Source organism: Rhodospirillales bacterium (assembly GCA_023898805.1).
Classification (GTDB): domain Bacteria; phylum Pseudomonadota; class Alphaproteobacteria; order Micavibrionales; family UBA1664; genus UBA6145.
The window spans coordinates 270,661-290,784 of record CP060260.1 but is presented as its reverse complement, the minus strand read 5'-3'; the positions used below and the strand labels follow the sequence as shown (position 1 = coordinate 290,784).

General features: G+C 62.0%; 16 protein-coding genes and 1 tRNA gene. 9 read left to right on the top strand and 8 right to left on the bottom strand.

From position 1 onward, the window contains the following. The first annotated feature begins 10 nt into the window (after positions 1-10). Positions 11-1,180, top strand: a complete 1,170-nt coding sequence (locus H6866_01495; GenBank protein ID USO07924.1) for a coproporphyrinogen III oxidase — start codon at positions 11-13, stop codon at positions 1,178-1,180. Between the two features lie 3 nt (positions 1,181-1,183). Here H6866_01495 and H6866_01490 read toward each other — a convergent pair whose 3' ends face one another. Then, positions 1,184-2,599: a hypothetical protein gene (locus H6866_01490; GenBank protein USO07923.1), complete on the bottom strand. Its 1,416-nt coding sequence runs from the start codon at positions 2,597-2,599 to the stop codon at positions 1,184-1,186. A 102-nt stretch (positions 2,600-2,701) separates the two neighbouring features. Here H6866_01490 and H6866_01485 point away from each other — a divergent pair, with 102 nt between their 5' ends. The 3 genes from H6866_01485 to H6866_01475 are packed head-to-tail and all read left to right on the top strand — an operon-like array spanning position 2,702 to position 5,509. After that, a complete protein-coding gene (locus H6866_01485; protein USO07922.1) occupies positions 2,702-4,045 on the top strand; it encodes a hypothetical protein in 1,344 nt (447 codons plus the stop codon). 37 nt (positions 4,046-4,082) lie between these two features. Further along, complete coding sequence (locus H6866_01480; GenBank protein ID USO07921.1) at positions 4,083-4,622, top strand: GNAT family N-acetyltransferase; 540 nt, start codon at positions 4,083-4,085, stop codon at positions 4,620-4,622. 14 nt (positions 4,623-4,636) lie between these two features. Then, on the top strand, positions 4,637-5,509 hold the full coding sequence (locus H6866_01475) for a hypothetical protein (GenBank protein USO07920.1): 873 nt from the start codon (positions 4,637-4,639) through the stop codon (positions 5,507-5,509). 9 nt (positions 5,510-5,518) lie between these two features. On the opposite strand, the gene H6866_01470 is transcribed toward H6866_01475, so the two are convergent. Both H6866_01470 and H6866_01465 read right to left on the bottom strand, forming a co-directional pair. Continuing rightward, on the bottom strand, positions 5,519-7,300 hold the full coding sequence (locus H6866_01470; protein USO07919.1) for a cation:proton antiporter: 1,782 nt from the start codon (positions 7,298-7,300) through the stop codon (positions 5,519-5,521). Positions 7,301-7,384: 84 nt separating this feature from the next. Beyond that, on the bottom strand, positions 7,385-8,116 hold the full coding sequence (locus H6866_01465; GenBank protein ID USO07918.1) for a helix-turn-helix transcriptional regulator: 732 nt from the start codon (positions 8,114-8,116) through the stop codon (positions 7,385-7,387). A 137-nt stretch (positions 8,117-8,253) separates the two neighbouring features. Between H6866_01465 and H6866_01460 the strand changes: the two genes are divergently transcribed. After that, the gene (locus H6866_01460; protein ID USO07917.1) at positions 8,254-8,643 is read left to right on the top strand and encodes a hypothetical protein; all 390 of its coding nucleotides are present in this window, start codon (positions 8,254-8,256) and stop codon (positions 8,641-8,643) included. Positions 8,644-8,659: 16 nt separating this feature from the next. On the opposite strand, the gene typA is transcribed toward H6866_01460, so the two are convergent. Next, the gene (gene typA, locus H6866_01455) at positions 8,660-10,498 is read right to left on the bottom strand and encodes a translational GTPase TypA (GenBank protein ID USO07916.1); all 1,839 of its coding nucleotides are present in this window, start codon (positions 10,496-10,498) and stop codon (positions 8,660-8,662) included. Positions 10,499-10,672: 174 nt separating this feature from the next. Between typA and H6866_01450 the strand changes: the two genes are divergently transcribed. Further along, positions 10,673-12,055 carry a chloride channel protein gene (locus tag H6866_01450; protein ID USO07915.1) on the top strand — a complete coding sequence of 461 codons (1,383 nt, stop codon included), beginning with the start codon at positions 10,673-10,675 and terminating at the stop codon, positions 12,053-12,055. A gap of 9 nt (positions 12,056-12,064) precedes the next feature. On the opposite strand, the gene H6866_01445 is transcribed toward H6866_01450, so the two are convergent. The 3 genes from H6866_01445 to H6866_01435 all read right to left on the bottom strand — a co-directional run bounded on the left by H6866_01445 (position 12,065) and on the right by H6866_01435 (position 17,620). Further along, positions 12,065-15,898: an autotransporter domain-containing protein gene (locus H6866_01445; protein ID USO07914.1), complete on the bottom strand. Its 3,834-nt coding sequence runs from the start codon at positions 15,896-15,898 to the stop codon at positions 12,065-12,067. Between the two features lie 602 nt (positions 15,899-16,500). Further along, positions 16,501-16,577 (bottom strand) — tRNA-Pro (locus H6866_01440). Positions 16,578-16,600: 23 nt separating this feature from the next. Then, entirely contained in the window at positions 16,601-17,620 is a 1,020-nt protein-coding gene (locus H6866_01435) for a polyprenyl synthetase family protein (GenBank protein USO08547.1), read from the bottom strand. A gap of 24 nt (positions 17,621-17,644) precedes the next feature. Here H6866_01435 and H6866_01430 point away from each other — a divergent pair, with 24 nt between their 5' ends. Beyond that, positions 17,645-18,433, top strand: coding sequence for a methyltransferase domain-containing protein (locus tag H6866_01430; protein ID USO07913.1), 789 nt, complete (start codon positions 17,645-17,647; stop codon positions 18,431-18,433). 161 nt (positions 18,434-18,594) lie between these two features. On the opposite strand, the gene H6866_01425 is transcribed toward H6866_01430, so the two are convergent. Then, a complete protein-coding gene (locus tag H6866_01425) occupies positions 18,595-18,741 on the bottom strand; it encodes a hypothetical protein (GenBank protein USO07912.1) in 147 nt (48 codons plus the stop codon). Between the two features lie 47 nt (positions 18,742-18,788). Here H6866_01425 and H6866_01420 point away from each other — a divergent pair, with 47 nt between their 5' ends. After that, positions 18,789-19,634 carry a S49 family peptidase gene (locus H6866_01420; protein USO07911.1) on the top strand — a complete coding sequence of 282 codons (846 nt, stop codon included), beginning with the start codon at positions 18,789-18,791 and terminating at the stop codon, positions 19,632-19,634. A 131-nt stretch (positions 19,635-19,765) separates the two neighbouring features. Further along, positions 19,766-20,050 (top strand): ankyrin repeat domain-containing protein, encoded by a 285-nt coding sequence (locus tag H6866_01415; GenBank protein USO07910.1) that lies wholly within the window; start codon positions 19,766-19,768, stop codon positions 20,048-20,050. The last annotated feature ends 74 nt before the right edge of the window (positions 20,051-20,124 follow it).

Here is a 20,124-nt window from a genome sequence, read left to right as displayed (position 1 = left end):
CCCAGTAATCATGTCGCAGGATAAAGCCCCAATTTTGTTAATGCCGGACACGCCTCCACCCATAGCCCTTTACGTCCACTGGCCGTTTTGCAAGGCCAAATGCCCGTATTGCGATTTCAACAGCCATGTGCGGGCAGGGGTGGACGACGCGGCGTGGGCGGCGGCGCTGCTGCGCGAACTGGAATACACCGCTGGACAATTGGGTGCGCGCCGGGTCACGTCGATCTTTTTCGGGGGCGGGACGCCCAGTTTGATGGCGGCGGATACGGTCGCGGCGGTGATCGCGGCGGCGGGCCGTGTGTGGATGCTGGCCGATGATTGCGAAATCACGCTGGAGGCCAATCCCACCTCGGTCGAGGCCGGAAAATTCCGCGATTTCCGCGCAGCGGGGGTCAACCGCGTGTCGATAGGGGTGCAATCGCTGGTGCCTGCCGATCTGGCCGCGCTGGGGCGGCAGCACAGCGTGGAGGAGGCGCGGGCGGCGGTCGATCTGGCGGCGCGGATCTTTCCGCGCTATTCCTTCGACCTGATCTATGCCCGGCCCGGCCAGACGCCGGATGCGTGGGAAAACGAATTGCGCGCGGCGCTGAGCATGGCGGGGGACCATCTGTCGGCGTATCAACTGACCATCGAGCCGAATACGCAGTTTTTTACGCTGTACCATTCTGACCGTCTTAAGATTCCGGATGAAGATCAGGCGGCAATATTCTATGAAATCACACAAAACATGATGGATGCACATGGGATGCCAGCTTATGAAGTTTCCAACCACGCGCGGCCGGGGTGCGAGAGCCGCCACAACCTGACCTATTGGCGGTATGGCGAATATGCGGGCATCGGTCCCGGCGCGCATGGACGGGTGTTTTTAAGTTCGGACTGGCTTGCGACGCGGACCCACCGCGCGCCGGAAGTGTGGCTGGAGCGGGTGCGGGCGGATGGGCACGGCTATCATCCGTTTGAGGCCATAGACGCGCGCGCGCGGTTCGAGGAGCGGCTGATGATGGGATTGCGTCTGCGCGAGGGTGTGGCGTTGGACGGGCTTGAACAGGGCGGGCTCAATCTGGGCCTTGTGCCGGAATTGCAGGCGGCGGGGCTTTTGGCCGACGTACCGGGACGGCTTGTCCCGACGCAGGCAGGGCGCTTGGTGCTGACGTCACTGAACGCGGCGCTGCTCGCGTGACGCTTATTTTTGCTGCCCCTGCAACAGCGGGCCCAGAGCCGAGACATCAGCGCCGTTAAGGTTAATCTTGCCGTCGGCGTCGAGCTTAAAGTCGAAATTCTTGACCGGCTGGCCGCCCGCATCTGTGCCGGGCAGGCCGGTCATCGCCACCATCGCAATCGCGGCGGGTACGGCGGGCGGCACGGCTAGACCGAGCGCGGAGGTGGCCGTGGAATCGGACAGGAAACCCGCCAGATCCTCCATCCCCCGGACCGAGGCGTGCAGGGCGCCAGTCGCACCGAGGGGCGCGCCACCGCTTGAAGTCAGCAGGGCGTTGCCGGTCAGGCCATAGGCCGGGGCGTTCAGGGCCAGCGCGTCCAAAGTCAGTGTGGTGGCCGATTTATCAAGCAGGGCCTTGCGGGCATGAGTGTCGGCGGCGGTCAGCAGGTCGACCAGCGGCAGTTTGGCGATCGTGCCACGCGCGTCCAGTGTCGCGGGCATGAAGCGCGCGGCCGTGCCATCGGCACTGCCGCCGCTGGCGGCAAGGGTGAAGGGCGCGGTGGCCAGCCCGGTTTTCAGGCCGGCAAGATTGGCGCTTAGCATGAATTTCGCGATTTTTCCGGTTTGGGGCTTGCCGGCAATGAGCGAGGTGATGGTGATGTCGTCGCCTTCGATCGTCATGTTCGCCGTGTTCGCGTTGCGCCCGATATAAGCGGCGACCAAGCCGCCGGGCGAAAGCGCGGCATTTGTAGGCAGGGTGGATTTGGCGATGATGTCGACACCGTCCAGCGCCGCGTTTACCGCAATGCGGCCGATGACATAGCGGTGATCGGGCGCGCGGTAGGTCAGGTTGGTCAACGTCATTTGCGCGGGGCCGGACCAAAGGGCGTCGGAAGCGGCAAGGCGCAGGCTGACGGCGGCATCGGCGATCTGCAGGTCGGTCTGGTGCAGATTGTCGGTCAGGCGCAGCGTCTGGTAATCGGCGTCAAGCTGGGTGAACATCGCCGCGCGGGTGTCGAGGATGCCGTTCATCATCTGGCGCCCGATGGACAGGCTGCCGGTAGCCTTGCCGTTTGCGTCGGCGTCCTGCATCGGGGTGGGCAGGGCGATGGCGACGCGGAAAATATCGGGGTCGGCGGTGGGGATGGCGTTGATCGCGACCATGCCCACGGTGCGGGTGCCGCCGCCGGGCATGTGCAGCACGATGGCCGGTGTGGTGACGGCGTAATAATTGCCCGCGGGTTCGACCATCAGTTCGCCGGTGCGTTCCATGCGCACGCCCGCCGCGCCCAGCGACCCGGCCAGCGTATCGAGTGCGGTCGCGATGCGGGGCTTAAGTGCATCGGCGCCGCCCTGTGTCACGTCGATCTGTGTTGCCGCCGCGGGCAGGGCGAGCAGGAGCAGGAATGCGGACAGGGCGAGAAAATGCGGGCGGGGCATAAAAGTTCCTTTTGTTCGACCTGATGTATAGCTGGTATTGATGTCTTTCCCATGACATTGCCCGATTGCACGCAGAACGCAAGACGCCTATAGTCCGAGCGCATGAGCGATACCAGCGCCCCGCCAGAGGAAAAAATCGAGACACCGGCCAAGCCGACGGAGTCCGCCGGGCGGTATTCGCTGGCCGACGACGGTCAGATTTTCTTTCAGGAAAACGCGTCCAACCCGCTGCCCGGCGTGGCGGTGGGGCGGATCGTGAAGGGCGCGGCGCTGCTGTCCCCCGACACGGATTACGAACCCGCGCGCGAATGGCTGGCCATTCATGTGCGCGGCGTGCTTGAGCCGCTGTTCCTTTTAAAGCAGGAAGCCGGGGAAGGCGCCTTGCCCGAAGGTCCGGCGCGCGCCATCGGCGACAAGTTGTACGCGCATCTGGGCGTGATCAAGCGCACGGAGCTGGAGGGCGAGATCGCGGGACTCGATCCCGATCTGCGCAAGGCGCTGCGCGGCAAGGGCGTGCGGCTGGGGCCGATTTTGGCTTTTCTGCCCGCGCTGGTGAAGCCGGCGGCGGTGAAAATGCGTGCGCTGCTTTGGGGGTTGTGGCACGACAAGGCGCTTCCCATGGCGCGGCCCGTAGACGGGCGTGTGTCCGAGGTCGTCGATCCCGCCGCCATCGACCCTGATTTCTACCGCATGATCGGATACCCGGTGTTCGGGCCGCGCGCCATCCGCATCGACATGCTCGACCGCGTGGTGACCGATGTTTACGACAGCGCGGTCAAGGGCGTGTTCGAGGCCAAGCATAAATATGCCGAATGGCTGGGCACCAATCTGGACGGGCTGTACGCGATTCTGGAGGCGATGGGGCATCGCCGTTTGAAGGAGGACGCGGCGGTTGCCGCACCTGCCGAGATGCCTGCCGCGGAACCTGTTGTGGAAGCGGCGGCGGTGGCGGAGCCGGAATCCGAGCCGGCCTCCGAACCGACGCCCGAACCGGCCTCGGCATCCGAAGCGCCGTTGAGCGACGCGATTGCTGCCGTGATGGCCGAAGCCCCGAGCGTGCCGAAACCGGCGCCTGTGAGCGTCAAATTCATGCTGCGGCGCGGGCGCATGAGCGATCAGCCGCAAGGCCCGCGCGAACGGCGCGGCGGACATGACAGGAAACCGCGCGAGCGCAACGAACGGCAGTCGCGTGCCGGCCATGAAAAGCGTCATGAAGACCGAAACGTGCGCACGGACGCACCCAAAAAAGCCTATGACCCCAACAAGCCGCAGCGACCCAAGCATCATGACGGGGATCGCCCGTCGAAGCCGCGCTTCGACAAAAAGCGCGAGCGGGATTTCGATCGCGACCGGGCGGGGCGGGTGTATACGTTCGAGGGCAAGAAATCCGCGGATGATGCGGACGATGGCAATCCGTTCGCCATTTTGAAGAACCTCAAGCAATAATTTGACATAATTAAAATATTTGGACTAATCTGCCCGCATGGTTGGCGCAGACTTCCTTTCAGCATCGCAACGCTTCATGCCGCCCGAAACAGGAGCGGTGCACACGCCGCGTTTGATCATCCGTCCCTATACGCAGGCGGACGCGCCGCAGATCGCGCAGATGATTTTGGAACGCCAATACCCCTATCGCCAGCCCGGCACAGACGACGCATGGGCGCAGGAGATGGCCGACGAAACGCTTGGGCATATCGCGGCAAGCACCGACAAGGTCGTCGCGGGGCTTTTTTTAAGGCAAGACGGGCAACTGGCGGGTGAGTTCACCGCCAACGCCAAATACGGCGGGCGTCCGCGTGAATGGTCTTTGAGCTATTATACGCGCATCAATCATCGAGGACGCGGATATATGAAGGAATGCGTGCTGGCTGTTTTGCCGCAGTTTCCGGCGTGTCTGGGCGCGCGCATCGTCAGCGCCATGGTCAGTTTCAACAATCTGGCATCGCGGCATATCCTGAAAGATGCAGGTTTTCGCGAGGCGACGATGTCCGGCCACGGTTTGAGTCTTGAGTTGACGGTATAGAGGTGGGGCAGCGAATGGCGGGCGGTTTGAAAGGCATATCCGGAAACAGTGGCGTCTTTGCCGCGCTCAGTCGGTCGCGGGACGATGCGGATGCGTGGTTTCCGGACGGGGGTGCGGGGTTTGATTCCTATCTGGTCGATTTTGTCCGACACCGGAACGACGATTTACCGCCTTTGCGCGTGGCCGTGTTCGGCAGTTTTTACCGCGGGCTGAACCTGCTTCAGGCGTTGGCGTCCCTGCCGCCGGGCAAGGTCGAGATCGTGGGCGTGGCGACGGACGACCCCGATTTGCCGCATGCGGGCGGCAAGGCGCGCATCTGGCGGTACGACGAAGCCTATGCGCAAAAATCGCTGGTGCCCGATTATACGGCAAGCATCGGCATCGCGCCGTATTTCGGCAAGGTCAAAAGCGCGGAGTTCTATGACCTGTATGAAAACGTCTGGAAGCCGGACATTGCGGTGATGGGGACGTTCGGGCAGTTGATCAACCGGCGGCTGATCGATACGCCGTCCTTCAATTTCTACAATTTCCACCCGATCGGGCATCCGGGCGCGTGGAAGGACGGCATCTATGCCGGGCCGCGGCCTTTCGAGATCATGCTGGAGCGCGGCGACCGGCAGGCCAAGATGATCATGCACGAAGTCAGCGAGGAATTCGACGCCGGGGTATGGGCGTATGAAAGCAGGGCCGCCATCATCCCGTCGGGCGCGACGCCGGTTTCGCTGCATGCGCTGACCTCGCCGTTGGTTAAGGATCTGGTGCGGCTTTTGATTTTAAGCGTGCGCGCCCATGGGTTGCTGGAGCGCGATTTCGCAGGTACGGCGCTGGCGCTTCCGTTTGAACATCGCCGCCACTGCCCACGGCTTGTGTTTTCGCACGGCTTTTAAGACGAAACGTCAATCCGCGTTGATGTCGGGTCTTTGCGCGTCACGCGGGCGCATGGATTCGATGATGTGACCCTCGACCGCGCGCTGCTGGTCGACCGTATGGCGGGCCAGATCTTCCGGGATGCCCAGACGCATCATCAATTCCTGCGCGACGTGGAGCGAGCCTTCGACCACGTCAGGAATGGTGACGGTGGCGCCCAGCCGGTAAAGCGCGGCGGCATGATCGTTATCGCGCGCGCGGGCGACGATGGGCAGGCCGGGCGCCATGCGCCGGACCAGCGAGACGACTTTTTTCGCATCCTCGGCCTTGTCCATGATCACCGCAACCGCGATCGCGCGGCGCAGGCCGGCGCGTTCCATCGTCGCGGCTTCGGTCGCATCGCCCAGCAAAACGGGCGTTTTTGAATCATGAGTGTAATCGTATTTGGTGTCGATCGCGACCACCGGAATGTATTGCCGCGCCAGTACATCGCGCAGCAGGCTGCCCATGCGGCCATACCCGGCCAGAATGACATGCCCGTCTATGGAATCGATTTGGTGCGCGGCGGGGCCATAGGGGGAAAGGTCCGCACCGTCCAGCGCCTGACGGATGCCATAAGCGAAATTGGCGACCAGCGGCGTGACCATCATGCTCAGCGAGGTCAGGATCAGCATGAATTGCGCGGCATCGGGCGCGATCATCCTGTTCGCGGTCGCCATGTTAATGACCACCAATGCGAATTCGCCCGCCTGCCCCAGCAGCAGGCCGAGTTCGATGGCCCGTCCGCGCGCCATACCAAAGAAACGGGCAAGGGGATAGATCACCGCCGCCTTGAGCGCGAACAGGCCAAGCAGGGCCGCTGGAATCAAAACCGGGTAGGTAAGCAGAACGGCCAGGTCGACATCCATGCCCACCGACATGAAGAACAGGCCAAGCAGCATGCCGCGAAATGGACGGATCACGGTTTCGATGTCGTGGCGGTATTCGGTTTCGGCCAGAAGCAAGCCCGCCAGAAACGCGCCCAATCCCATGGACAGGCCCGAAGCCTCGCTGCCCGCGGCGATGGCGAAAACGGCCAGTAGCGTCGCGGCGATGAACAGTTCGGAATTATGGTCGCGGCTTTTGCCCGCGAGTTTGAGCAGCGGGCGCAGGGCCACGCGTCCCATCAGCACGATCAGGACCACCGATCCGATCGCGTAGACCAGCGACTTTCCCATGGTGGCGGCGAGGGAGAAGCTGAGGTTATGGGGCAGATCCGGCCCGACCAGCCCGACGATGAACAGCAGCAGGACGACGGAAAGATCCTGAAAAAGCAGGATGGCGAAGCTGACGCGGCCGACGCTGGAGCCCATGCGCCGGTGTTCGGCCAGAAGCTGCATGACGATAGCGGTCGAGGACAGCGCAAAGCCAAGGCCGAGCACGATGGCGACGATCGGCCGGTTGCCGGCGAGAAACGCGACCAGCCCGATGGCCAGCGCGCTGAGCGCGACCTGCGACAGGCCAAGGCCGAAGACAAGGCGGCGCATCTGGTTCAGGCGTTCGAAGGAAAGCTCCAGCCCGATCATGAACAGCAGGAAGACGATGCCAAGTTCGCCCAGAACATGGACCCCCTCGGTCCCCGTGATCACGAAGGCGCCCGCCGGTTGCCAGATTTGCGCGATCTTGCCCAGGCCGTGGGGGCCGAGCAGCAGGCCCGCGATCAAAAAACCCAGCACCGGCGAAATGCGAAATTTCTGGAACAGCGGCACCAGAATACCCGCAGCGGTCAAAAAGATCAGAATTTCGCGCAAATGCGGGATCGTGGATTCCATGTTGCGGAGGCTAACACGAAATGCCCGCAGAAATTTTGATATTTTTTAGGCGTAGGAAAATAGCGCGGACGTTTCGTAGAGGAGTCAGTAACCCATTTTCCTGATTTTTTTGCGCATGGCATCGGCACGAGCCATGGTCCATGGCCGCGCCGAGTCCTCGTCCTTTACCAGATGGCGGTTGAAGGGCGGGACAATGGCCGCATCCCAGTTCGCCGTCAGTTGAACGCGGAAATGGTCGGCGATGGTGGCGCTGCGGATGATGACCAGCCGCGGCGACGGCCCCATCATCAGAAAACTGACCGTGTCGTGATAGATGCTGTAACTGAGCTTGCCCAGCACGGCTTCGGGCAGCCATCGGTAATGGCTGGGCGGCGCGATGAAATCGGTAAACCCGTCCCTGACCAGCAGATAGTCCTTGATACCGCAGGCATGACAATCGGCATAGAATTTATCCCACAAGCGCGGGCTGTGCCGTGTCAGCGCCGCTTCGTCGGGATAGTTGCCGAAATACGCGCCGCCGCGTCCGCGCAACTGATCGATGATGTCGTTCGCCAATATCTCGACGCAGGTTTCGCCTTCGTGTTTTTCAATCTCCAACCGTTCATCCAGAAGCCGGAGTGCCTGACCGGGGCCGAAAACAACGTTTTGCGCTTCGAAAGCGGATTGGATGGCGCGCATGGTATCGAGGCGGGGCACGGTCGTTCCGAGTTCGATGCTGTTGAGTGTGCGCAGCGACAGGCCCGCTGCCCGGGCCAGTTGCCGCTGTGTCCAGTTCAGAAGGCCGCGCGCCGCGCGCAACTGTTGCAGGGAAATCATCGTCCGCGCCTCTCCCTTTCAATGCGAGGGTGTTTGCACAAAATGTGCATATTATGCATATTTTTGCATAAATAATGAAATTTTTGTTTTCAATGGGCTGGCATCACGTCTTCCTGTTCCGAAGCCAAGGAGAGATCATGGACGATCTGGAAGAACGCAATGGATTCAGGGCGCGGCTGTGCACGGTTTTTAAGGTGGCCGACGATCAAATCAGGCCGGATGCCAGCGTCCCGGAAATGCGGCGGGCGCTTTATCAATCCGGCGTCAGAAGCGGCATGAGGGACATGCTTTTGCTGTATACGGGTGCTTTGGGTCTGATGAGTATATTCTATGCGGCCGCCGCCGTTCCAAAGCATCGGGACGTTGGGGAATGGTTTGAGTATGCCGTGATACTGGCCATGAGCGGCGGAGGCGCAATCGGCTCCGCTTACGCGGCGCGTATGGCGCACTGGGATTCACGCCGTTTCCCGCATGATCTGCTTCAACGCCGGTCACCGGAAAAAGTTTCTTCCGGGCTTGCTGTCTGATGGCAAGATAAAAGGACTAACCAGCCGAAGCCTCGGCGGCTTCGGCGGCCTTGGCCATGCGCTTGCGGGTGTTCGGATCGAGGTAGCGTTTGCGCAGGCGGATGGAGCGGGGCGTGATTTCGACCAGTTCGTCGTCGTTGATATAGGCGATGGCCTTTTCCAGCGTCATGCGGATGGGCGGGGAAAGCTTGACCGCGTCGTCCTTGCCGGCGGCGCGCACGTTGGTCAGCTTTTTGCCTTCCAGAATGTTGATGTCGAGATCGTTGTATTTGGAATGTTCGCCCACGATCATGCCTTCATAGACCGGCACGCCGGGGTCGATCATCATCGGGCCGCGGTCTTCCAGCTTCCACATCGCGTAGGCCACGGCTTCGCCGCGGCCGTTGGAGATCAGCACGCCGGTATGTCGCGTCGGGATCGCGCCCTTGTACGGGGCGTAGGAATGGAACAGCCGGTTCATGATGCCGGTGCCGCGCGTGTCGGACAGGAATTCGGACTGATAGCCGATCAAACCGCGCGAGGGGGCGAGGAAGGTCAAGCGCACCTTGCCCGCGCCGGAGGGGCGCATATCGGTCATCTCGCCCTTGCGTTCGGATATCTTGTTGACCACGGTGCCGGAAAATTCCTCGTCGACGTCGACCTGCACTTCCTCGATCGGTTCGAGGCGCTGGCCCGTGGTTTCATCCGTTTTGAAGAGCACGCGCGGGCGGGAAATGGAGAGTTCGTAGCCTTCGCGGCGCATGGTTTCGATCAGCACGCCGAGTTGCAGTTCGCCGCGTCCCGCGACCTCGCAGGCATCTTTTTCGTCGGTTTCGCGCACGCGGATGGCGACGTTGCCCTCGGCCTCGGCGAACAGGCGGTCGCGGATGGCGCGGCCCGTGACCTTGGTGCCCTCGGTCCCCGCCAGCGGCGAGTCGTTGACCGAAAACGTGATCGCGATGGTCGGCGGGTCGATCGGTGTCGCAGGCAGGGGCGCTTCAACCGCCAGATCGCACAGCGTGTCGGCGACCGTCGCCTTGGTCATGCCCGCGATGCATACGATGTCGCCCGCTTCGGCTTCCTCGACCGGGACGCGATCAAGCCCCCGGAAGGTCAAAATTTTGGTGATGCGGCCCTGTTCGATCAGCTTGCCCTCGCGGGTCAGCGCCTTGAAGGGCATGTTCATCCTGACCTTGCCGGTTTCAACCCGGCCGGTGAGGATGCGGCCCAGAAAATTATTCGATTCCAGAATGGTCGCGAGCATCGAAAACGGTGCGTCGGTATCGACTGTGGGCGCGGGGACGTGGTTCGTGATCAGTTCAAACAGCGGGGTCAGATCCTTGCGCTCGTCCTCCAGATCCTTCACGGCCCAGCCGTTGCGACCCGATGCAAAAAGCATCGGGAAGTCGAGCTGTTCGTCGTTGGCGTCCATAGCGGCGAAAAGATCGAAAATCTCGTCATGCACCAGATGCGGGCGGGCATCGGGACGGTCGACCTTGTTGACGACGACGATGGGGCGCAGGCCGCGCCCAAGCGCCTTGCCCAGCACGAATTTCGTCTGCGGCAAAACGGATTCGGCGGCATCGACCAGAAGCACCACGCCGTCGACCATGCTCAGGATGCGTTCAACCTCGCCGCCGAAATCGGCGTGGCCGGGTGTATCGACAATATTAATGCGGATATCCTTCCAAAGGATCGACGTGCATTTGGCCAGAATGGTGATGCCGCGTTCCTTTTCCAGATCGTTGGAATCCATCGCGCGCTCGGCAACGTGCTGGTTGGCGTGAAAGGAGCCAGCCTGTTTAAGAAGCTGGTCGACGAGGGTGGTTTTGCCATGGTCGACGTGGGCGATGATGGCGACGTTGCGCAGGGACATTGTCAAAATACCGGGGTCAGGCGTTCAAATCGCCGCTTTTATGCCTGTTCGGACGCTTATATGCCAGTGAAATCTTGCATGACGTTAATGGGGCCTGATCCTGTGCCGCGGGTTTACGGGCAAAGCGGATTTGTTTTACACTGTCGCTTCATATCGTTTTTCTTTGCCAGCGTCATGAACCAGCACGACATATACAAGGCCGGAAAGCGCGCTTTGTCGCTTTCGCTGTGGCGCAATCGCCTGATTTTCTGGATCGGGGCGGTGATCATCGGGTTGATCGCCGCCGGATTCACCTATGTCGCGGATTACGCGCAAAAGCTGTTCTCGGGCGCGGTTTCGCACGGCGACTGGCTGCCCTTCATCATCTGTCCCGCGATCTTCGCCCTCGTCGGATGGGTTACGATACGATTCTTTCCTAGCACCGCGGGAAGCGGTATTCCGCAAGCCATTGCGGCGCGTACGGCCGAAACGCCCGAGGCGCGACGATATCTTCTGGGTCCGCGAGTCATTTTCGGCAAAATAGCCCTGACCGCGCTGGGGCTTCTGGGCGGCGCGTCGATCGGCCGCGAGGGGCCGACCGTGCAGGTGGGCGCGGCGCTTTTGTATTTAAGCGCATCCTTTACCCGCATGAGCAACGAGATGACGCGCAGCGTCATTCTGGCGGGTTCCGCGGCGGGGGTGGCGGCCGCGTTCAACACGCCTTTGGCCGGGATCGTGTTCGGGATCGAGGAAATGGCCCGTGCCTTCGAGCACCGTTATAGCAGCATCGTGCTGACCGCGATCGTGTTCGCCGGGGTCGCGTCGCTTTCGGTTTTGGGGAATTACAGTTATTTCGGCTATGCCGATGGTGATTACAGCATGTTGCGCGACCTGCCGGCGATTCTCCTTGTCGGGGTGGCTGGCGGGCTTTTGGGCGGGCTGTTCACCTGGGCGCTTGTCGATGGCGGACGTTTGATGCGCAGGTTATGCGCGCGGCAGGGGCTGAACCATCCCGTGATATTCGCCGCGCTGTGCGGGTTTGTCATCGCGTGCATCGGAATCCTAACGCACGGGGCGACTTATGGCACCGGTTACGGGCAGGCAGAGCAGATGTTGCATGGCCATACCGACGGCGCGTGGCTGTTTACCATCGGCAAATTTATCGCAACCGCGATTTCGGGCGTCAGCGGTCTGCCGGGCGGGATATTCTCGCCCAGCCTGTCGGTCGGCGCGGGTCTGGGGGCGTCTTTGGCCCCGTGGTTCCCGCATACGACGCTTGCAGGTGTCGTCATCCTGGGGATGACCGCGTATTTCGCCGGGGTCACGCAGGCGCCGATCACGGCGTTCATCATCGTGCTGGAAATCACCGGGCAGCAATCCTTACCCGTGGCGTTGATCGCGACGGCGGCAATGGCGACAGGGATCAGCCGATTGATCGCGCCCAAATCGCTGTATCACGCGCTGGCCGAAATGTTCCTGCACCGTGCGACGGAGGCAACGCAAGCAGCGCAAGTCGCACCAGATGCAGAGGCGGAAGCAGGCGCAGATATGCGCACGGATACAAAGCCCGCCGCCTGATGTTCACCATCAGAAGCGGATTTTGACTCCGGCGCTCAGGCTGGTGTCGCGGCTGTTGGTGGAATAGGTGCCGTCATATCCGAGATAGGCCGTAAGTGCCGCATCCATATACACGTTGAAGTCCAGCCCCAGCACAGCGGCATCGCGGTCGCGCGCAGGGCCAAGGTCGGAGAAGCTGACGGTACCGGTCGAAAACCGCTGGGTCGTCTTGTCGGCCAGCGCGCCGTAATTGTGCATCCAGCCCAGTTTTGCACCAATTTTATATCGCGCGGCGCCCGCGCCGCCCAGATGACCAAGACGCAGGCCCAGCGTGTGCGAGGGCGTCGTGGCGTGTGTATCCTGAACCGTCAGGTTCGCGGTGCCGCCGCCGGTTTCGGCGAATCCGGCAATGCGGTTGTGAATGACGCTGACATCGGCGAACGGGGCGAAGGCGATGTCGCCGCCCACATCGTAATCACGGCTAAGTTCCGCGAATGCCATATAGGTTTGACCGTTGGTGTCGCCGGTGGCACGCGTGTTCCAGCCGGTGAATTCGATTACGCGGCGCGAGCTGATATCGTGCCACGCGGCGGAAAGGCCCCCCGCCAGATTGAGGCCGTGCGGCAGGCTATGGGTCGCGTAGGCGCCGAGATGATAGGAATCGATGTTTGAGCTGGAGTGCAGGGCATTGGTTTTCACCCCGCCGCTTTCCCAGCCTGCGTAGATGCCGTAATAACCGTCGTCTTCAAACGGCATGTCGATACCCGCGATCGCGCCCGCGCTGTGGCGGGCGCTGCTGGGCGTGGTGCCGCGATCAGTGGTGGCACCGAAAGAACCAATACCCTGAATCCATATGTTCCTGCCGGTGGTGTCATGGCCGTCTGACGGCTCCAGATAGGCAGCGACATAGGAGCCGGGATCGGCATCGTCAGCCGCTGGTGCGGCAGAGGCAACAGATCCCGATGAACCCATGAGCGTCAAATTCGCAAGGTGATAACCCAGCACGCCGCGCAATCGCGACATGCCGGCACCAAGCGCGCCGGAAACGGCGGCGGTCTGTCCGCCTGAAAGCGCGTCGAATGCGTGGCGCGCGTCCTGAACCGGCAAGACGACGACAGCGTCATACAGGTCGTTGCCAAGGTCCAACCCTTCGACGGCGGCGGCGATTCCTGCCTGTTGTCCGTTTGTTGCGGCGGATTCAAACGGATTGTTGTTGCGCGTCAGCACCAGTTGCACGCTGTCCGGGTTGTAAACCAGCGATGGGTCCAGAAAGGCCAGGTTGTCGGTGACGTTGTCGAAGGCGCCGGTGACCGACGCGCCTTGTAAAATGGTATAAGTCGTAACGGGCCTGTATATGCCAGAAGCCGCATTTGCATTAACCGTGCCGCCGTTGATGGTGATGGCACCAGTGGCCACGGTCTTGTCGGCATTGCCGTTTTCATCAGCCTCGACATCGTACGAGGCGTTGGAATTGAAGATCAGGTTGCCTGCGACGTTGAACGTGCCGATCGAATTGCCTGGCGCAAGTGTACCGTTGTTGTCGATCGTCAGGTCGCCGGTGGTGCCGGTGCCGCCGATACTGCCCCCGCCGCCGACCGTGGTCGCGCCGGTAATGGTGGTGTTAACGCTAAGCAGCCCGTTGGTGACGTCGGTGCCGCCGGCATAGGTTTTGGTGCCTGTCAGGATCAAGTGCCCGGCACCGGCCTTCACGAATTGGCCCGCGCCGTCGATCGTGCCCGATAGTGTAACGGTGGTGCCGGAATCGATGTTGATCGTATCCTGTGTGCCCGCGATCGTAATGTCGCGGTCGAAGGTCTGGCCGTTCATCGCACTCGTGAAATCGGCGGCGGCGTTTGTAAAGGTGATATGCGACGTGCCGGTAAGCGCGTTCGTACTGTTGAGAGCCAGAATCGTCGACCCGCCGACCGTGGTCGCGCCGGTGTAGTCCGTCGTGCCTGTCAATGTAAGGGTGCCGCCGCCGCCGATAGTCACGTCGAGCGACCCGGTGCCGGTGATGTTGCCTGCAAACGTGCCACCGCCCGATATGGTGAGCGCGGCGTTGTCGGTGATGTCGCCGGAGCCAAGCGCGCCAAGGCTGGATGCCGTAAGCGTACCTGCTGAAATGGTGGTGCCGCCGGAATAATTGTTGGTGCCGGACAGGATCAGGTTGCCGGTGCCGGTTTTAATCAGCGCGCCTGCGCCGCCGATGCTGCCGGAAAGGGTCGCGGTCTGGCCGGGATCGACCAGCAGCGTGCCGTTGCCCGCGCCTAGGGTAAAGTCGCGGTCGAGCGAGAGGGTGGCGGTTGTTTGTAGTGTACCGTCGTCAAGCGTGATGCCGGAGGTGTTGGTAAGGGCGCTTGCAATCTGCAGGGTGCTGGCGTTGTTGACGGTGGTGGCGCCGGAATAGTCGTTGGTGCCGGAAAGGGCGGCGGTCGTGCCGCCGTTGATCGTTACCGCGCCGGTGCCGGTGATGTTGCCTGCAAACGTGCCACCGCCCGATATGGTGAGCGCGGCGTTGTCGGTGATGTCGCCGGAGCCAAGCGCGCCAAGGCTGGATGCCGTAAGCGTGCCCGCTGAAATGGTGGTGCCGCCGGAATAATTGTTGGTGCCGGACAGGGCCAAGTTGCCGGTGCCGGTTTTAACCAGCGACCCGGTGCCGGTGATGTTGCCTGCAAACGTGCCGCCGCCCGATATGGTGAGCGCGGCGTTGTCGGTGATGTCGCCGGAGCCAAGCGCGCCAAGGCTGGATGCCGTAAGCGTGCCTGCTGAAATGGTGGTGCCGCCGGAATAATTGTTGGTGCCGGACAGGGTCAGGTTGCCGGTGCCGGTTTTAATCAGCGCGCCTGCGCCGCCGATACTGCCGGAAAGGGTTGCGGTCTGGCCGGGATCGACCAGCAGCGTGCCGTTGCCCGCGCCCAGGGTAAAGTCGCGGTCGAGCGAGAGGGTGGCGGTTGTTTGTAGCGTGCCGTCGTCAAGCGTGATGCCGGAGGTGTTGCTGACGCTGTTTGCGCTGTTGATTTGCAGGGTGCTGGCGTTGTTGACGGTGGTGGCGCCGGAATAGTCGTTGGTGCCGGAAATCAGGACGGTGTTGCCGTTGGTGACCGAGACGTTCCCGGTGCCTGTAATTGTCTGTGCCAGATTTGCGCCGCTGGTGATGTCGAGCGTGCCGGTGCCGGTGACCGTGGTCGTGCCCGCGCTGAACTCGGCCGTGCTGCCGCGCAGGGTGCCACCGGAAATGGTCCAGACATGGCCGGAGCCGGTATTCGTCAGCGTCCATGTGCCGGTGCCGGTTTTTGAAAAACTTTCAAACCCGGAATACTGGCCCGCTACGCCAATTTCGCTTGAATCCAACGAGCCGCTGCCGGTACCGGCCAGTATGAAAGAATCGCCACCCCCGCTTCCCGCGATGACATCGCCCGTGATGCTGGCGGTGTCGTACAAGGTGAACTGGAGTGTACCGGCGCCGATATCGAGTGCGGCGGTGCCGCCGGCAAGTGTGCCCGCCACGCTGATGCCGAGAGCTGCGCTGCCGGCGGTGTAGCGGATGCCGTAGGTCGTCGCCGCGATCGACGACCCTGCCGCCATATCGACGCTGCTGGAGGCTGTGGCGTTGATTATTATGCCGCTGGAACCGCCAGAGGTGATCGAAGATCCGGCGCCAAGGTTAATGTTGCCAGATCCGATGACGATGGCATTGGCTGCGGTCGAGATGGCGGCGTTGGGATTAAGGGTTACGGTAATGTTGGTGTTGCCTGAGCCGTTAATGCCGGCGTTGTCGGTACCGCCAGTGGCCGAGCAGGTTACTGTTTGGTTGCTGCTAGGCGCGTGGTTGTTGCAAGATGCAAAAGCGGATGTGCCGCTCATAGCTATGAAAACGAATCCCGTCAGTGCGGTGCCGGCAAGAAGGCGTTTTTTCACGTCGAAATTCCCCTCGGAAAACAAACTTTGTGCAATTGGATATAAAAAACCCCCTCCCGTAAAGCAGAAATGGCCGTTTTCTGGCATTTATGCAGTGTTGTTTTTGACACTCACGAAGGCTTTTGCATGACGTGAAATTAAGAAAATTCTGTCATTGCGAGGATGATTAAAATCCTGACGCTGGATCCTTCCATTTAACATCCTATGGATTGCTTCGCGCTTGCGCGCTCGCAATGACGAGCGGGGAATGGTCGGAGCAAGAGGATTCGAACCCTTGCGGGCCTTTGGCCCGCAAACGTGACGTGGAGGAGGTTCGTATCCTCATCGGATGAAGTGCGGTGGGGGAATGGTCGGAGCAAGAGGATTCGAACCCTTGCGGGCCTTGGGCCCGCAAACGTGACGTGGAGGAGGTTCGTATCCTCGTCGGATGAAGTGCGATGGGGGAATGGTCGGAGCAAGAGGATTCGAACCCTTGCGGGCCTTTGGCCCGCAAACGTGACGTGGAGGAGGTTCGTATCCTCGTCGGATGAAGTGGTGCGGTGGGGGAATGGTCGGAGCAAGAGGATTCGAACCTCCGGCCTCTACGTCCCGAACGTAGCGCTCTACCAGGCTGAGCTATGCTCCGACATGCCTGAAAATGTGGCGGTATTAATGGTCACGGGCGACGACAAAGTCAAGAACATCCTCAAGCACGCCGCGTAATTCGCATTGCGGGCAGGGGGCAAGCGCCGCGCGGGCGCGGGCCGCGTGGTCCCGCGCGATGTCCCGCCCGCGGGATACCGCGTCGTGCTGGGCGATCAGTGCGCGGGCGGTTTCAAGGTCCGCCGGGGTCTGGTCGTGGGCCTGCATGGTGCGGGTCCAGAAGGCGCGTTCTTCGTCATCGGCGCTGCCGATCGCCAGAATGACGGGCAGGGTCATCTTGCCCTCGCGGAAATCGTCGCCCGATTCCTTGCCCATTTTCGCGGTCCGGCCCGTGTAATCCATCAGGTCGTCGATCATCTGGAACGCCATGCCCAGATGATAGCCGTAATCGCGCATCGCGGCCGCGCCCGTGTCGTCGCAACCAGCAAGCAGCGCGCCGCTTTCCGCCGCGCCGGAAAATAGGGCGGCGGTCTTGGCGTCGATGATGTCGCGGTACTGGTCGATGGTGATGTCGATGTCGCCGGTCAGGGACATTTGCAGCACCTCGCCCTCCGACATCACGCGCGCGGCGCGGGAAAGGATCGCAAGAATGCGCAAATCGTCGGTTTCGACCATCATTTCAAAAGCGCGGCCGAACAAAAAATCGCCGACCAGCACGGCTGCCTTGTTGCCGAACACCAGGTTGGCGGCGGGCTTGCCGCGGCGCTGGGCGCTTTCGTCGATGACGTCGTCGTGGAACAGGGTCGCGGTGTGGATGAATTCAACCGCGGCGGCAAGTCCCGGCGCGCCGGGCGCGCCGCCGAACAGATTTGCGGCGGCAAGGGTCAGCAGGGGGCGGATGCGTTTGCCGCCCGCAGCGATCAGATATTCCGCGACTTGCGGAATCAAGGGGATGTGGGAACGGGCGCGGGCCAGAATGGCGGCGTTGGTTGCGTCCATTTCCCCCTCCAGCAACGCGGCCAGACGGTCGAGGGGGGACGCCGCCGGGTTTGACGCGGGGCAATCCTTGTGCTTCAAGGCGGTCATCGCCATTGTTGTAGACGAAAACCAATGTCAAAGGCAAACCCCCCGACGGACACACTTGCGGCGTACACGGAAACCACCCTTCTGGGGGGGCGTGTGCGATTATTGCAATATGCGCATGGCCTGCGTGCCGGGTTAGATGCGGTGATGGTCGCGGCGGGCTGTGCCGCGCGTGCGGGCGAACGCGTGCTGGATCTGGGGTGTGGCACGGGCGCGGCCGGTCTGTGCGTGCGTGCGCGGGCGGGCGTGCATCTGTCCGGCGTGGATATCCAGCCGGAACTGGTCGCTTTGGCGCGGGAAAGCGCGGCGCTGAACGGATGGGATGCGGATTTCGGCGTTGCTGACATTCGCGATCGGTCCACGATCGCGGCGGGCGCATATCATCACGTCGTGTGCAACCCCCCTTATCTACAGGCCGGGACGTGGTCGGTTACGCCGGACACGGTGCGGGCGCGGCAATTGGGCAAACAGGTTGGGGACGCGACGCTGGCCGAATGGGTAGAAGCGGCGCATCGCGCGCTAAAGCCGGGCGGCGGGTTGAGCCTGATCCACCGTGCGGACCATATCGACAAGGTCGTCGCCGCGCTGGCGGCGCGCGGGTTCGGGGCCATCGAAATCTGGCCGCTTTATGCGCATGAGGGGGAAGATGCGTTGCGCATCGTCATCCGTGCGCGCAAGGGGCGCAAGACGCCCGCCACGATCCATCCCGGCCTTGTCCTGCACGAAACGGGAACCGAGGCCGGGGGCGCATGGCGCCCACAGGCCGAGCGGATTTTGAGCGGGGCGGAAACGCTGGACGCGCTTTCGGGCGCGTAATTCAGCGTGCGATCTGCTCGACCTTCTCGCCCATGTTTTTCATATCCTGACCCGCGCCGTGCAGGGTGTTTGTACATGCGCCCAGCGCGAGTGCGGCGATACACAGGGTCAGGGTAAAAATGGTTGTGCGTTTCATCGGGGCTATCTCCGTTGTAACGCGATTATGGCTCATCAAGGCCGATGGCGAAAGTCTGCATCCGTTCGGCCAGCGCCTGGCTATCCTGCTGGATACCTTCGCGCATGTGCGGGCCGCAGGCTGCAAGCCACAGGGTTGAAAGGAGGAGGATAAGCGTGCCGGTCTTCTTCATACCCCGGCATCTAGCAAAACCCGTGCCAGCGCGCTATGGTGGCGGCCATGCGGGACTTTCTTTCCGACTTGCCCATCGTGGGCGATTTCATGGCGCAGCGGCCAAAGGTCGCGGTCATCCGCCTTTCCGGCGTCATCGCAGATGCGCAGATGCGGCGCGGGGCGGTGTGCGCCGCGCGTTATGCCGAACTGATCGAAAAGGCATTCGCGGTGCGCGATCTGCGCGAGGTCGCGATCGTCGTCAATTCGCCGGGCGGCGCGCCCGCGCAGGCGTCGCTGATCGCCGGGTTGATCCGTCACTGCGCCGCCGACAAGAAAATGCCGGTGACCGCGTTCGTCGAGGATGTCGCGGCTTCGGGCGGATACTGGCTGGCCTGTGCCGCCGATAAAATTTATGTTCAGCCCGCGAGCATCGTCGGGTCCATCGGCGTCATCGCCGCCGGGTTCGGGTTCGAGGATTTCATCCGCCGCCACGACATCAAGCGCCGGGTGCATACGGCGGGCACGTCAAAGGCGATGCTGGACCCGTTTTTGCCGGAGAAAAAAAACGACGTTCAGCGGCTTGAATCGCTGCAAAAGGAAATCCATGCGCAATTCATCGCATGGGTGCGCGAACGCCGGGGCAACCGCCTGAAAGGCACCGAGGCCGATTTGTTCGAGGGGCAGATATGGACCGGGGCGGGCGCGGTGGCCAACGGGCTTGCGGACGCCGTCGGCGATCTGCGCGGGGTGATGCACGACAAGTACGGCGACAAGGTGCGATTGATGCCGTTCGAGCCGGAGCGCGGGTTTGTTTCCTCTTTGCTGGGTACGCGCGCAGGGCGCGGTGGGATTGCCGCCGAAGCGATGGACGCCATTGAGGCGCGCGGCGCGTGGCAGCGTTTCGGGCTGTAGAATTTTCTTTTCTTTCCGTGTGGTTTGGTGCGACCCTTGGCGTAGGCGCAAAGGGGAGGCGTTAAAATTTGACAAGCTTTAATTTTTTTCATAATATCCGTTCGAAAATTCAGGAATGGAAGATCGACACCATGAATCAAGATGAAATCCAGAAGGCCTTGTGGGACGCCGCCAAAAAGGGCGACCGCGAGAAAATCCGCATGCTGGTGGTTGCCGGCGCGGATGTGACGGCCGAAGACGCGGACGGGCGTACGGCGCTGCATATCGCCAGCCAGAACGGGCAGGGGGACGCCTATAAAACCCTGCTGGCCGCGCGTGAGATGCAGGAGTTGATGAAAGCGGGCATTACCCCGGCGGCGGCGTTGGCCGCCAAGGCAGGTTCGCTCAAATCGGGCGGCGGGCGCGAAGCCGCGTAACCCGCGACAAGCCAATGTTATTGCGAACCGGCCCCAACGGGCCGGTTTTGTTTTTGCCGGTGTTCAAGGTGATT